The 13,341-nt window shown below is 41.8% G+C and carries 12 protein-coding genes; 4 read left to right on the forward strand and 8 right to left on the reverse strand.

The window, feature by feature from the left end:
- Nucleotides 1-45: 45 nt before the first annotated feature.
- From J3P37_RS08510 to J3P37_RS08520, 3 genes are read left to right on the forward strand one after another with little or no spacing between them, the layout of a single operon-like run.
- On the forward strand, nt 46-1,299 hold the full coding sequence (locus J3P37_RS08510) for a PQQ-dependent sugar dehydrogenase (RefSeq protein ID WP_256010679.1): 1,254 nt from the start codon (nt 46-48) through the stop codon (nt 1,297-1,299).
- A 4-nt stretch (nt 1,300-1,303) separates the two neighbouring features.
- Nucleotides 1,304-1,747, forward strand: a complete 444-nt coding sequence (locus J3P37_RS08515) for a c-type cytochrome (RefSeq protein ID WP_256010680.1) — start codon at nt 1,304-1,306, stop codon at nt 1,745-1,747.
- Nucleotides 1,744-2,727 (forward strand): aldo/keto reductase, encoded by a 984-nt coding sequence (locus J3P37_RS08520; RefSeq protein WP_256010681.1) that lies wholly within the window; start codon nt 1,744-1,746, stop codon nt 2,725-2,727. Before J3P37_RS08515 ends, J3P37_RS08520 begins: the two co-directional genes overlap by 4 nt.
- An 18-nt stretch (nt 2,728-2,745) precedes the next feature.
- Here J3P37_RS08520 and J3P37_RS08525 read toward each other — a convergent pair whose 3' ends face one another.
- The 4 genes from J3P37_RS08525 to J3P37_RS08540 form a co-directional block, all read right to left on the reverse strand.
- Nucleotides 2,746-3,501 carry a glycosyltransferase family 2 protein gene (locus J3P37_RS08525; RefSeq protein WP_256010682.1) on the reverse strand — a complete coding sequence of 252 codons (756 nt, stop codon included), beginning with the start codon at nt 3,499-3,501 and terminating at the stop codon, nt 2,746-2,748.
- Nucleotides 3,498-4,751: a glycosyltransferase gene (locus J3P37_RS08530; RefSeq protein WP_256010683.1), complete on the reverse strand. Its 1,254-nt coding sequence runs from the start codon at nt 4,749-4,751 to the stop codon at nt 3,498-3,500. Before J3P37_RS08530 ends, J3P37_RS08525 begins: the two co-directional genes overlap by 4 nt.
- Nucleotides 4,752-4,768: 17 nt before the next feature.
- The gene (locus J3P37_RS08535; RefSeq protein ID WP_256010684.1) at nt 4,769-5,680 is read right to left on the reverse strand and encodes a glycosyltransferase; all 912 of its coding nucleotides are present in this window, start codon (nt 5,678-5,680) and stop codon (nt 4,769-4,771) included.
- A gap of 67 nt (nt 5,681-5,747) precedes the next feature.
- Entirely contained in the window at nt 5,748-6,779 is a 1,032-nt protein-coding gene (locus J3P37_RS08540; RefSeq protein WP_256010685.1) for a glycosyltransferase, read from the reverse strand.
- Between the two features lie 105 nt (nt 6,780-6,884).
- Here J3P37_RS08540 and J3P37_RS08545 point away from each other — a divergent pair, with 105 nt between their 5' ends.
- Nucleotides 6,885-8,390, forward strand: coding sequence for an oligosaccharide flippase family protein (locus J3P37_RS08545; protein ID WP_256010686.1), 1,506 nt, complete (start codon nt 6,885-6,887; stop codon nt 8,388-8,390).
- A gap of 3 nt (nt 8,391-8,393) precedes the next feature.
- Here the strand turns inward: J3P37_RS08545 and J3P37_RS08550 are convergent, their stop codons facing one another.
- The 4 genes from J3P37_RS08550 to porV all read right to left on the reverse strand — a co-directional run bounded on the left by J3P37_RS08550 (nt 8,394) and on the right by porV (nt 13,260).
- Nucleotides 8,394-9,293, reverse strand: a complete 900-nt coding sequence (locus J3P37_RS08550) for an FkbM family methyltransferase (RefSeq protein WP_256010687.1) — start codon at nt 9,291-9,293, stop codon at nt 8,394-8,396.
- A 183-nt stretch (nt 9,294-9,476) separates the two neighbouring features.
- Nucleotides 9,477-11,282 (reverse strand): translational GTPase TypA, encoded by a 1,806-nt coding sequence (gene typA, locus J3P37_RS08555; protein WP_256010688.1) that lies wholly within the window; start codon nt 11,280-11,282, stop codon nt 9,477-9,479.
- Between the two features lie 290 nt (nt 11,283-11,572).
- Entirely contained in the window at nt 11,573-12,052 is a 480-nt protein-coding gene (gene ispF / locus J3P37_RS08560; protein WP_256010689.1) for a 2-C-methyl-D-erythritol 2,4-cyclodiphosphate synthase, read from the reverse strand.
- Nucleotides 12,049-13,260 (reverse strand): type IX secretion system outer membrane channel protein PorV, encoded by a 1,212-nt coding sequence (porV, locus tag J3P37_RS08565; RefSeq protein WP_256010690.1) that lies wholly within the window; start codon nt 13,258-13,260, stop codon nt 12,049-12,051. The genes ispF and porV overlap by 4 nt, the downstream gene beginning before the upstream one ends.
- Nucleotides 13,261-13,341: the final 81 nt, after the last annotated feature.

A 13,341-nucleotide genomic window follows, 5' to 3' on the forward strand; every position in this document is an offset into this window, starting at 1 on the left:
TAAAAACCATTTTATCTCTAAATTACAATAGCAAAAAAGCGATTTATGAAAAGCGTGGCGTACAGCACCCTTAAAATTGCACTTGGAGCACTGATGATTGTCTGTGCTTCCTTAGCTGCCGAAGCACAGACATTAAAGGTACCCGCTGGCTTTAAAACAAGTATCGTTGCAGATAACCTTGGCAAAGCGCGTCATATTGCGCTTACCAAAAAAGGCGATCTTTATGTAAAACTTGCCAGGCCTGTAAATGGGAAAGGTATTTTGTTTTTAAAAGACAAAGATGGTGACGGGAAGTATGATGAAACAAGTGGATTTGGCTCATATGGCGGTACAGGTATTTATTTAAAAGACAATTACCTTTATGCGTCCTCAGACGAGGAAGTATTCCGGTATGAGCTTGATGAAAACCAAGCTGTTGTTAAACCTGAAAGTCCTGAAAAAATAGTAAAGGGTTTAATTGCGAGGAACCAGCATGAAACAAAATCAATAGTGCTGGATAATTCGGCAAATATCTATGTGACGATCGGCGCTTACTCTAACTCCTGCCAGGTTCAGGATCGCCGTCAAGGTTCTCCTGGGCGTCCAGGCTGTCCTATCCTAGATTCAGCAGGCGGTGTATGGCAGTTTAAATCGGACCGGCTGAATCAAAGTTACGGCGAAGGCATAAGGTATGCTACAGGCTTGCGTAATGTTGTTGGCCTTGATTGGAATAGTCAGGACAAATCGTTATATGTTATGCAGCACGGCAGAGATCAGCTAAGCATGTTCCCTGACCTGTTTAGCAGCGAACAGTCTGCAGAACTACCATCAGAATGTATGTTCAAAATAATCAAAAATGATGACGCTGGCTGGCCGTATATCTACTATGATCACATACAGAAGAAAAACATCCTCGCGCCCGAATATGGTGGCGATGGCAAAAAAGAAGGCGATACCAAGTATATAAAACCGGTGGTAGGTTTCCCTGCCCATCTCGCACCAAACGGCTTATTATTTTATACTGGCGAGCAATTCCCTGCGAAATATAAAAATGGTGCTTTCATTGCGTTCCATGGTTCCTGGAACAGGTCTCCCCAAGCCCAGGAAGGTTACTATGTAGCCTTTGTCCCCTTCAAGAACGGAGCACCCTCAGGTGATTGGGAAATCTTTGCGGAAGGATTTGCTGGTGTGGAGGTGGTGAACTCGCCGAGACAGGCGCAGCATCGTCCCTGCGGATTGGCTCAGGGACCGGATGGCTCACTTTTTGTATCTGACGATGTAAAAGGCACTATCTATAAAATATCCTACACTAAAAACTAAAAATTTGAACAAGCTGAAAATCGTTGTATTACTTACCGCAACTTCTGTTGGTGCTATGGCGCAAACTAAAAAGCCAGCACCAAAATTGAAAGCTAATACAGTAAGTGCTTCCGCCCTTAGATCATCGCTTGAAAGAGGGAAAGAGATGTATGCGACTTACTGCGTAACGTGCCACCAAACAGACGGCGGCGGGGTCCCTAATTTAAACGCACCGCTCATCAAGTCATCCAATGTTGTTGGAGACAAAAAGAAACTGATCAACATTCTGCTTAAAGGAATGCAGGGTATTGATATTGATGGCGAAAGCTATTCAAATGTAATGCCCTCAGCCAGCTATTTAACCGATCAGCAAATAGCCGATGTGCTGACTTATATAAGGAACAATTTCGAAAACAAGGCGAGTGCGGTTACTGCAGCAGAAGTGAACCTGATTAGAAAATCAAAATGAAATACAGGAAATTTAAAGATATAGAAGTATCAGAAGTAGGTCTGGGGACCTGGCAACTGGGAAGTGCCGATTGGGGAAATATCAACGATGAAGAGGCATTTTCTATTTTAAATGCATTTGTTGATGCCGGAGGAACTTTCATCGACACCGCCGACGTATATGGAATGGGAATTAGCGAGAGCATAATTGGCCGGTTCCTGAAAACCACCAATAAAACACTGTACGTTGCAAGTAAGTTAGGCCGAAGAGGCGATGAAGGAAATGGATGGCCGCAAAACTTCAGCTATGACTCAATGAAAAAACATGTAGAGTCGTCATTGCAAAATCTAGGAACACCTTCATTATTTTTAGAGCAACTTCACTGTATCCCGACCGAAGAGCTCCGGTCGGGCAAGGTGTTTGACCATCTGCGACAGCTTCAGGATCAGAAACTTATACAACATTGGGGAGTAAGCGTTGAGACAGCCGAAGAGGCCCTGATCTGCCTTGAACAAGATGGTCTGGCTTCGCTACAGATCATATTTAACCTTTTCCGGCAGCATTATTCGGAAGAGTTCTTCGAAAAAGCAAGGAAAAAAAATGTAGCTTTAATTGCACGGGTTCCCCTGGCGAGCGGATTGCTTTCTGGCAAATATACCGAGCGGACGGTATTTGATGCAAACGATCACCGTAACTACAATGCCAACGGAGACGCATTTAATGTAGGTGAAACATTTTCGGGTATCGAATTTGGTAAAGCAGTAAGGCTGGCCGCCGACATTGCAGGGAGGTTTCCTGACGACCGGACATCGCAATGGGCTATCAGGTGGATCTTAGATCACCCTGAAATCACAACAGTGATACCAGGAGCAACAAAAGTTGGCCAGGTTGTAAGCAATATTTCGGCTTCTGCATTGCCTTCACTACCTGCCTCTGTGCATAAAGAATTTAAAGAACTTTATAATTCTGATATTTTTCCAAATATCAGAGGAAAATTTTAGCATTCTGAAGAACCGGAATCAGTCATTTGTTTTCCGGTTCTTCAGATAGTAAAACGCAAGCCGGCCGGCAATAACCATGTGATTAATCAAATTTGGCACTAAGCCGTAATATTCTGAGAATATACGAAAACGTTCCATCAGGCTTTCGCGATGCTTCTTTTTTGACATCCCTCCTACAAGATATTTCGCCACATAGATGCGGGTATTTACTATTCTTTTAGCATTCCTGATTGCATGAAGCACCCAGTCTATGTCGGAGCTTAGGCAGTAAGCACTGTTAAAGGGCCTGGAAAGGGACCGCTTGACATAGATTGCCTGATGACTTACACTCATGCCGTATTTAAAACTTTTCAAAGTAAGCTTCTCGGGGGCTTTGTGCCGGCGCTGGCCTAAACTGTTCCAGTTTTCGTCGAACATCTCTGTTTCTCCATAGTAAATATCTGCATCCAGCTCTGTGTCGAAAACCTTTTGGACGGTATCTAGCGCATAGATTTCATCACCGGAGTTCATAAATAAGACATAGTCGCCGCTAGCTTTGCTAAGTCCCTTATTCATGGCATCATATATTCCAGCATCTTTCTCTGAAATGAGCACCGATATTTTTGTCTGGTGCCTCCGGATGATTTCCAGGGTCCCATCGGTAGAGCCGCCATCAATAATTATATACTCAATGTTAGAATATGATTGATTTACGACAGACAGTATTGTCCGCTCGATATCGCGGACGTTGTTGTAAACAATTGTGATAACGCTAAGGGTTGGATTGGAGGTCATAGCTGCTGATAAATATCAAGATGTCGTTGGGCAATGACATTGAGGCTAAAATTTTGGACAGCCCAATCTCTTGCTGACTTAGATAGATCGCCGTTCTCGTTCTGTTGAATAATCCACTCGATACCTTGCGCCAAAGCCTTTGTATCGTACAATTCCGCAAGGAAGCCATTTCTTTTATGAAGGACAACATCCGTAACACCGGAAGTTCTGAAAGCGGCTACCGGCGTACCGCATGCCAGACTTTCAAGAGCGGTATAACCCATGCTTTCCTCCAAAGAGGTAAACAAGAAGACATCGGCCAAACTGTAAAGCCTCACAAGAACACTATCATCTTTTATTTTTCCCACAAACCTATAATTAATGGGAATATCGAATTTAATATCAGACCCATCACTTCCATAAAACAGCAAGAGATATTTTGTTTGGTCGGTAGATGGCCTGCCAGCTAAATGCCTGAGTGTGTCAAGCAGCTCCGGGAAACCTTTATGCCTATCGGATTTTGAAGGCATATAGCCCGCCAGAATAACTACAGTCCCTGGATCAATACCAAATTCGTTACGACAGGATGTTTTATCTGTGGGTCTGAAAACATCCGTTTCCAAAGCGTTCGAAACTACATGAACATTCTTGCCCTTTGCAAGTGAAGCTTCTCTTGTACGGTCGCCCATCCAGGTGCTTGGTGCAATGAAATCAAATTTCACCCCGGTATATGCATCATATTTTGCAAGCCATGTACGATGAGACAGATCATTTCTACCCGGTCTCTTCAATACGGGGCAATTGCCACACTCGTTTTTGAAGTGCATGCAGTCATATCGAACATGACAGCCTCCGGTTATAGGATTGCTGTCATGCAAAGTCCATACGATCTTCTTGCCTAAAGAAGAAAGTTGTCTTATTTGATCTGGCGCAAGAAACCCATGATTTATCCAATGAATGTGTATTATATCCGCATCCCGAAGAATTTTTAGATAATTTGGAGAAAGTCCAAAGCGCTGTAAAGAGAAGGGGATTGCGTTACTTTTTAGAAAGGGTTTAATCAGGAACCGTTCCGCAAGGATGTTGATCAGTGCATGAAGGCGGCGGGGAACAGAGCTGGATATAGCTTCCACATTGGAATTCTGATCAAACTGATAAAGGCATACGATATCAGAATCAGCTCCCAAATTCCGCAAGCCTTTATTTAAGCGCAGGACAGCCCTGCCTGCTCCACCGTTACCATCGTATGTGTTTAAATGAACAATCTTCACAGCCAGCAAAAATACAATTATCTGGCTTTCATTTTGGTGAGTATGTGATTAAAGTAGCGAAGACCACGTTTTAGTAAACTTCCTTTCCGGTGCTTTAGGAAATCTTTCACAACTGCGAAGGCTTCTTTATTTTCTTCAATAATATCCGGAAAATCTGTAATGCGGTTTGGATTTATCGGGCTTCTGTAGATCTCGCCGACAGCCGAATGCACCCCTGATCCATCATGGCCTATGTTATCAATTAAAGAAATCTTTGGATTTAATGAAAGTCCATTGTTCAAAAAGACAGAAGCATACCAGCGAATAGCCCAGGAATTATTTTTCCCATCTCTGAAATGCTCCATGTGCTTCCAAAAGTTCATAGCGCCTTCTACTTCAAACTCATATTTTGACTGCCGGTCGAACTTGCTCATTAACACATTAATGTCCGGTTCAAAGTGTTTCCATGCCCGGTCCCAGGTTGCCCAAGCCTGGCTGCTTGATATGCGCAGAAAGAACGATTCTGGCAAATTATTCTCCTTTAGCGCATACATAAAGGCCGTAATGTGCATCACTTTGTCTTCCTCTTCATATTTTTTCAAGCCATCATTAAAATATTGAAGGGTGTGAGGGGAGGTAATTACGTCATCTTCCAGAACAATTACTTTACCATATTCTCGGCAAAGCCTGGTTACACCGTCTATTACGGAGTTGGCGAGGCCATAGTTGTGTTCACGTTCGATAACTTCAACTGGTTTAGCCCAATCTAAGTTATTAATAAGCTCGCGCACTGCTTTCACATTTTCTTCCTGTCCGGGTTTGGCACCATCAGAAAATATAAACAACCGTGACTCATCAGCCAGGAGATTCTTTTGAAGGAAATTTAGTGTTCTCCTTGCATGATCAGGACGGTTATACACAAATAAGGCAATAGGGGCAAAATTCTGCATCTTCGATGTAATATCTAATGTCAGGACAAATCTAGTTAAATGTTAGTGAGGTTAGGTTTTATATAATCTAAATTGTAGAACTGTCATTAACCTGACATGTCTGGGTGTCTTTATTCCCAAGATTTCCGGACAGTCCATCATTCACAGCTTTTAAAAAGCATCTATATTCTTTTTCCTTTGAAGTGATAACGCTTATAGCCCATTGCATAGCAAGACACAGGTACATATTAACTTGGAATAACGCGGGACTTCTGATTGCAACCTTATTGAAAAAAACACTGTTTCTTACTTGATAATAGGTCCTGAAACTCCACAAATCCAAAAAGACAGAACGCCAGATCCGCGACTTGTAAGTCACCCCATAGGACCGGTCAATGTCGATGATCTGGCTTGATGGAATAAGCCAGATCTTTCCACCGTTCTGAGTTATCCTAAACGTATACTCAGAGTCATCTGCATATAAAAAGAAGCGTTCATCCGGATATCCTATCCGCCGAAGCAGGTTTCTGTGGAGGAACATACCGCCATAAGGCGCATAGGGCAGCGTAACTTTCTTTGTGGGTAATCCTTCTTTTTTAAACCGGTCTTTGAATTTGAGATACTGGTTATAAGGGATTCTAAATAAACTAAAGCCTAAAAAGCTGTCAGGTACAAGATAATATCGGTAAGGATCTTCGCCGCTTGCTATACTGACATGCTGCTTTCTATCTTGTCTGAGGCAGAACAAGGCTTTGCTGTCGTCATTTTCTAAAGTGTCAGTCCATGAAGCAATAAGATGATCCAGCGCTTGTGTATCGGGAAGGTTATCATCGTCAAGCAGCCAAACAAGATCAGCAGTTGTATACTGCTCAAAGTGCTTTAATCCCGCTTTATATCCGCCCGCCGACCCTGTATTCTTTCCCTGCACCAGAACCTTAATCCTTTGATCATCAAGCGACAGGCAGTTCCGACTGACATCATAGACAGAGGCATTATCGACAATGAGAACATCAGATATTTCCGCAAAGCTCAGAACCCTTAAAACAACCTGTTTTAAAAATTCCCATCTGTCTCCATAGGTGACTATCAACGCGCAAATATTATATGTTATCTTTGCCATCTTATCTTCGCAAGATACAATGGACAGAAGAATTTTACAATATAGTGGGGGTCGTTTCGGCTCAATCCTTCAAAAAAGCTTAAAGGCCTAAATCAGCTTTTGTAAATGGGAATTATCAAACAACAAACAGTAAAGGGTTCTTTTTATTCTTACCTTGGTGTATTTATAGGTTTTTTGACGTCCTTTCTGATCATGCCTCATGTTCTTAGTCCCGAACAAATAGGGCTGACAGGCATTCTGGCGTCCTTTTCTGTGATGACCGCTCAATTCTCCATATTGGGGTTTAATGCCACTGCCCGGATCTTTCCATTCTTCAGGCATGATTCCAGAAATCATAATGGCTATCTGTTTTTAGCTTGTATGATCTCTGTGATAGGCTTTTTCCTATTCTGCGTAATTGCCGTCCTTTTGAAAGACGAGGTCGTTAATCAAAATGGCACAGATAGTTACCTGTTCGAGAATTATTACTGGTATCTGCTACCGCTTACATTTTTCACCCTTTTTTTCAACGTTTTTGACCTTTACTCAAGAATGTTGTACGATACAATTACAGGGAGGGTACTGAATGAATTCACTAAACGAGTGCTCGTATTGATAACGCTCCTTCTGTTGGTTTTCAGTTTCGTTGACTTCAGTCAGTTTATGTGGCTTTGGCTGCTCGCTAATATTATTCCAACTCTAATGATAGCACACCGGCTATACAAAAACAGGCTACTCATTATTAGGCCCCAATTTGGTTTTTTAAATAAATCTATCAGAACTCAGCTCATCCGTCTTTCCGTTTTTGGCATCCTCACGGGATCAGCACCGTATCTTATCCAAAATATTGATAAATACATGGTTACAGAATCACACGGTCTAAGTTCTACGGGCATTTATCAGATCGCATTCAATTTTGCGACGATTATTACTTTACCGGCCCGATCGCTTTATAGCATTGCCTTTACAGTCATCTCTGAAGCCTGGAAGCATAATGACCTAAAAAGCATCTTATCGATCTATCGTAAAAGCTGCATTACTCAGACGATCACCTCCTTATATCTGTTTATACTTATTTGGGCAAACATCGATAACATCTACGAGGTTCTGCCGCCTGAGTATGCCCAGGGAGAATATGTGATCTTTTTTATTGGACTTGCTAATTTGATCGATTCGGCGACCGGCGTAAACGGGGTTATACTGGCAACTTCGAGATACTACATGTGGGATTCTTTCTTTACATTAGCATTGGCGGGAATTACTATAGGAGCAAATCTCATATTCATTCCCTTATATGGAATAACCGGGGCTGCAATTGCTTGTGCGGTTACTTATGCGATTTTCAATCTTTCAAGATACCTCTTCATTTTAGTGATCTTCAAGCTACAGCCCTTTACAATGAAGACGTTATGGGTACTTATCAGTGGGGCTGTCACCTGGTACCTGGTTTACCTTATTCCCAAATTTTCCAATTTTATTGCAGACGGCTTACTACGAGCTTCACTTATATCGGTTCTTTTCGGAGGGACAATTTATTTATTCCGCTTTTCAGAGGATATCAATTCATTGATCGATGGTTCTATAGCCCGAATCGGTATAAAGAGAAGAAGCGTCGATTCCCCTGAGGAATAAATTTCAGAGTTCCTGACCAGTATGGACGGCACGAATCAACCCTTTTCTAAAAAAGGGAGGTTTGAGTAACTCCGACCTGGAGTTAAAATACATTACTCCGGGGGTTGTACTGATATGATAACTTAATCGTGAAAGATAGCTACTGAACTTATTGAAATCATCTTGCTTGTGATATGTACACAAAGCAATTTTAGGATGTACGGTCCGCATAGTATTTTCCATGCCTTGCAACACTTGTTCTTCTGCGCCCTCTACATCGACCTTAACAAAGTCAATTTTGCACTGTTCTTCGGCCGCAAAAACGTCGATGCTTACTCTTTCTTCATCATCTACATCAGATACAAACTTACAGATAACCTTTACTTTGTTTTTCCATGGTTCAAAGGTGGCTTCTAACGCTTCCAGCCACTCCGGATCGCGCTCAAACAGAAATGCTTTCTGCACCTTATCGATGTTGTTCAGTGTAAATATTCCTTCGGCTGCACCTACGTCGATCACGAAATCTCCCTGGCTGACATTGAACACACTATCGGTATAACTGTGGGGCGACATAGGGTCTTGCTCCATAAGAAGGCCATTATAAAGCATTTTGATAGTAGTCACATTGTAAGATCTTTTAAAATACAATCGTTTTCCATCATGATTTACCCAGTAAAGACCATTCGAGGCATCCCGGGAAACTATAATCGTATCATACCTATATTTATCAACAAAACGGCCAAAGAAAGTTTTCAAAGGATGAGATTTGAGGTATTCAACCGCTTCTGCCATTTCTGGATCAGCTGATTGATTATCCCTATAGTAATTCAGGATCATGGTCCTCACTTGCCTGGCATTTGCCTTCGCCTTGTATACCCTCAGGGTGCTCTCAATCTTATATCTAAGCTTTTTAATAATGTTCATTTGTGAATCTGTACCGATTTAGGGACTTCGATACTCAATGGCAAGTTAAATAAAAGCAGCATTAGTTTAAATTACGCGGTTTGGTTTCGGTAAGAATTGGAGTATGAATAAAAAAGTCCTCATTTCGAATATCAAATGAGGACTTCAGTTCTAAACTGTATAAGAAAGGCTTACCAAGCTTGCCTACACAAACTTTTTAGCATTAATTTTACGCTCATTCTCGTTAAGATAGATCTTACGAATACGCATACTCTGTGGAGTTACTTCTATGTACTCATCCGCCTGGATATACTCCATCGATTCTTCTAAGGAGAATTTTATAGCCGGCGCAATACGTGTATTGTCGTCTGTTCCGGATGCGCGCATGTTAGTCAAAGCTTTTCCTTTTACGATGTTAACTACTAAATCGTTGTCACGGATATGCTCACCAACAATTTGACCTTCATAAATATCGACACCTGGGTCTACGAAGAAACGGCCACGGTCCTGCAGTTTATCTATTGAATATGCAGTTGTCTGACCTTTTTCCATAGATACAAGTACTCCATTTAAACGACCGGGGATAACGCCCTTCCATGGCTCGTAGGCTTTGAAACGATGGGCCATGATAGCCTCTCCAGCGGTGGCTGTTAATACATTATTACGTAAGCCTATAATACCTCTGGCAGGAATGTCAAACTCAAGATGCTGAAGATCGCCTTTAGGCTCCATGATCAACAACTCACCTTTACGTTGCGTTACTAGCTCAATTACTTTACCGGCAACCTCTCCAGGAACATCAACTATTAAAGTCTCTATAGGCTCGCATTTTACACCGTCAATTTCCTTGACGATTACCTGAGGCTGGCCAACTTGCAGCTCATACCCTTCGCGGCGCATCGTTTCGATTAACACTGACAAGTGAAGGATACCTCTGCCATATACTAAATATGCATCAGGAGATTCGGTTTCTACAACCTTTAAAGCAAGGTTTTTCTCCATCTCCTTATATAAACGCTCCCGTAAACGCTGAGATGTAACGAACTTACCTTCTTTACCGAAGAACGGCGAGTTATTGATGGTAAACAACATGTTCATTGTTGGCTCATCAATCTTAATTACTTCTAATTGTTCAGGATTTTCAAAGTCGGCGATAGTATCACCAATCTCAAAACCATCGATACCTACAACAGCGCAAATATCTCCAGATTTCACCTCCGACACTTTAACCTTTCCTAATCCTTCAAACGTATAAAGTTCTTTGATCCGTGATTTTTGGATCTTACCATCACGCTTAACCAAAGAAACCGGCTGGTTCTCTTTGATAACTCCTCTGGCAACCCGTCCGATAGCAATACGCCCAACAAATGAAGAATAATCGAGTGACGTGATCTGCAATTGTAAAGTACCTTCGGCAATTGGAGCCGGTGGAATATTTTCAAGGATCGCGTCCATCAACGGGAAAATATTGTCGGTCGGTACTTTATAATCTGTACTCATCCAACCCTGTTTAGATGAACCATAAATTACAGGAAAATCCAACTGATCTTCAGTAGCGTCAAGATTGAAGAATAATTCAAAGATCTGCTCATAAACCTCTTCAGGACGGCAATTTTCTTTGTCAACTTTGTTAACGACAACAATTGGCTTCAAACCCAATGCAAGTGCCTTTTGTGTCACAAAACGTGTTTGAGGCATAGCACCCTCAAAAGCATCGCAAAGTAAAATTACACCGTCAGCCATCTTCAATACCCGCTCCACTTCACCTCCGAAATCGGCGTGGCCCGGAGTGTCAATAATATTGATCTTTACATCCTTGTATTGAACGGATACGTTTTTTGAAACAATAGTGATTCCGCGTTCGCGTTCCAAATCATTATTATCCAGGATCAGGTCGCCTGTTTCCTGATTATCTCTAAAAATAGCGCAACTGTGTAAAATTTTATCAACCAAAGTAGTTTTGCCATGGTCAACGTGTGCAATAATTGCAATGTTTCTAATATTCTGCATGAAGAATGCCTCTCAAATTTTTTGCAAAGGTACAGTTTTAAATTGTTATTTCAGCGCTTTTGCAAAGCTTGAAATTAAATGACAATCAGGCGTTAACATAATATTTACCTTTGCTTTATGGATTTACAGGAAGTAATGGTTGGGGGCTTGTTTCTGATTGCGGTGTTCTTTAATTGCCGCATGCTTTACAGAAACTTTAATCAGAAGAAAAGCTGTGCAAGCGGATGTAATAAATGCGGCGTTGATTTCTCACAAATCACCATACCAGAAAAAGAAAACTCCTAAAGATTTTAATTTTTCTGAATCAAACATACAGCGTAGGCAACTACACCTTCTTCCCGTCCAATAAAGCCCATTTGTTCATTAGTAGTTGCTTTAATTGATATATCCTCTACCGAAATTCCGATGGCATGAGCGATCTTCTCTTTCATTTCCGGAACGTAAGGATTTATTTTTGGCTCTTCCAGGCAAATCATCGCGTCTATATTTCCAACTGTCCAGCCCTTTTCGGTAATCAAACGAACACATTCTTTTAGCAGAACTAAGCTGCTGATACCTTTCCAGCGATCGTCTTTGTTAGAAAAATGAAATCCTATATCTCTGAGGTTAGCAGCACCCAACAAGGCGTCGCATATAGCATGCAGGATAACATCTGCATCTGAGTGCCCGAATGCACCTGAATGATGTTCTAGCTCCACTCCGCCTAGTACAAAAGGATGTCCTTCACGTAGCTGATGAACATCGAACCCAAAACCTACTTTTATCTTCATTTTTGAATAAAATTAAAGAGCAAAGTAAATCGCAGGGTATTGGCCAAAGGGCTTTTCTCCTGATTTGCCAGAATGTAGGCAAAATCCAGATTTAGTACATTATACTTTAAACCCGCGCCTAAAGTAAGATAATTCCGGTTGCCCTTTTCTGGATGCTCATAAATATATCCTGCTCTGAGTGCGAATTGCTTATTGTAGCGATACTCCAGTCCGGTAGAATAGCTCAGCTCCTGCATTTCTTCTTTAAAACCTCCCGGAGCGTCATTAAATGAGCCAAAGATAGCTGCTGGCACAGACAGATTTGAAGGATCTCTGCCTGATACGATGGTCGTGTTTCCGTCTTCTGTAACAGTGACAGGAGGAGAGGGTATTAATAGTTTATTTATATCAAGAATGACTGTTAATTCGCTCAAAGCGTCAGGAAAGAATGTTGCCGCACCTCCGATTCTCAAGTTGGTTGGAAGAAAAACTTTATTATCGTCGCCCTCTACGTAACTCATTTTATTCCCTATGTTAGAAATGTTTAAACCAGCTGCGAGGCGGGCATCGTTTCCGAGCAGGATTGTTTCCTTTTTAAAAAAGGCAGATACATCAGCAGCCAAAGCAGTCCCGGCCTTTGTCTGTGCACCCGTACCACTTACCAGATTAGTCCCCAGATTAGATCTGATGAACCTTAAAGCAGTTCCAAGCGAAAAATTCTCTCCAAACTGCCTGGCAAATGTTGCGTCAATAGCAAACTCATTAGGGCTGTAGATCGTTGCTTGCTCTTCTCCGGTTTGTCTGAACTCGATATCACCCAGGGAAAAATATCTTAAAGAACCACCAATTACATTTCTGTCATCTAAACGGTAAAATCCAGTTAGATATGCGAGATTTATGTCTGGAACCAAACGTTGAAGCCAGGGGCTGTACGATAACGAAAGGCCGGCCGGGCCGTCAATGAAGGCTAATTTTGACGGATTCCAGTGAATTGAGTTGGCATCTGGTGAAACTGCCACGCCAGCTTCGCCCATCCCGCCGGATCTTGAATCAGGCGCAATCAAAAGAAAGGGAACACCTGCTTGTATCAGTCTCGAACCAGTCCTCCCATCAGTTGTCGTTTCCGGATCTCCACCAACACCCTCTCCTTGTGCTGATGCTTTGTAACAGAGTAAAGCAAACGCAACAAGCAAAACAAATCCTACCTTGGTTCTGTAATTAGTAATCATGCTTTAAATGTATTAAAAAAAATTATTTACACGAATTAATTAGGTGAGGTATTGCAAATGTTGACTAGTGAAACGTATACT

The sequence above is a fragment of the Desertivirga xinjiangensis genome (genome assembly GCF_024436435.1).
Taxonomy (GTDB): domain Bacteria; phylum Bacteroidota; class Bacteroidia; order Sphingobacteriales; family Sphingobacteriaceae; genus Desertivirga; species Desertivirga xinjiangensis.

What these genes read in the sequence shown, in the direction of transcription:
- J3P37_RS08510 (WP_256010679.1), top strand. Translation starts at nt 46, where the DNA reads ATGAAAAGCGTGGCGTACAGCACCCTTAAAATTGCACTTGGAGCACTG.
- J3P37_RS08520 (WP_256010681.1), top strand. Translation starts at nt 1,744, where the DNA reads ATGAAATACAGGAAATTTAAAGATATAGAAGTATCAGAAGTAGGTCTG.
- J3P37_RS08525 (WP_256010682.1), bottom strand. Translation starts at nt 3,501, where the DNA reads ATGACCTCCAATCCAACCCTTAGCGTTATCACAATTGTTTACAACAAC.
- J3P37_RS08535 (WP_256010684.1), bottom strand. Translation starts at nt 5,680, where the DNA reads ATGCAGAATTTTGCCCCTATTGCCTTATTTGTGTATAACCGTCCTGAT.
- J3P37_RS08540 (WP_256010685.1), bottom strand. Translation starts at nt 6,779, where the DNA reads ATGGCAAAGATAACATATAATATTTGCGCGTTGATAGTCACCTATGGA.
- J3P37_RS08545 (WP_256010686.1), top strand. Translation starts at nt 6,885, where the DNA reads ATGGGAATTATCAAACAACAAACAGTAAAGGGTTCTTTTTATTCTTAC.
- J3P37_RS08550 (WP_256010687.1), bottom strand. Translation starts at nt 9,293, where the DNA reads ATGAACATTATTAAAAAGCTTAGATATAAGATTGAGAGCACCCTGAGG.
- typA (WP_256010688.1), bottom strand. Translation starts at nt 11,282, where the DNA reads ATGCAGAATATTAGAAACATTGCAATTATTGCACACGTTGACCATGGC.
- ispF (WP_256010689.1), bottom strand. Translation starts at nt 12,052, where the DNA reads ATGAAGATAAAAGTAGGTTTTGGGTTCGATGTTCATCAGCTACGTGAA.
- porV (WP_256010690.1), bottom strand. Translation starts at nt 13,260, where the DNA reads ATGATTACTAATTACAGAACCAAGGTAGGATTTGTTTTGCTTGTTGCG.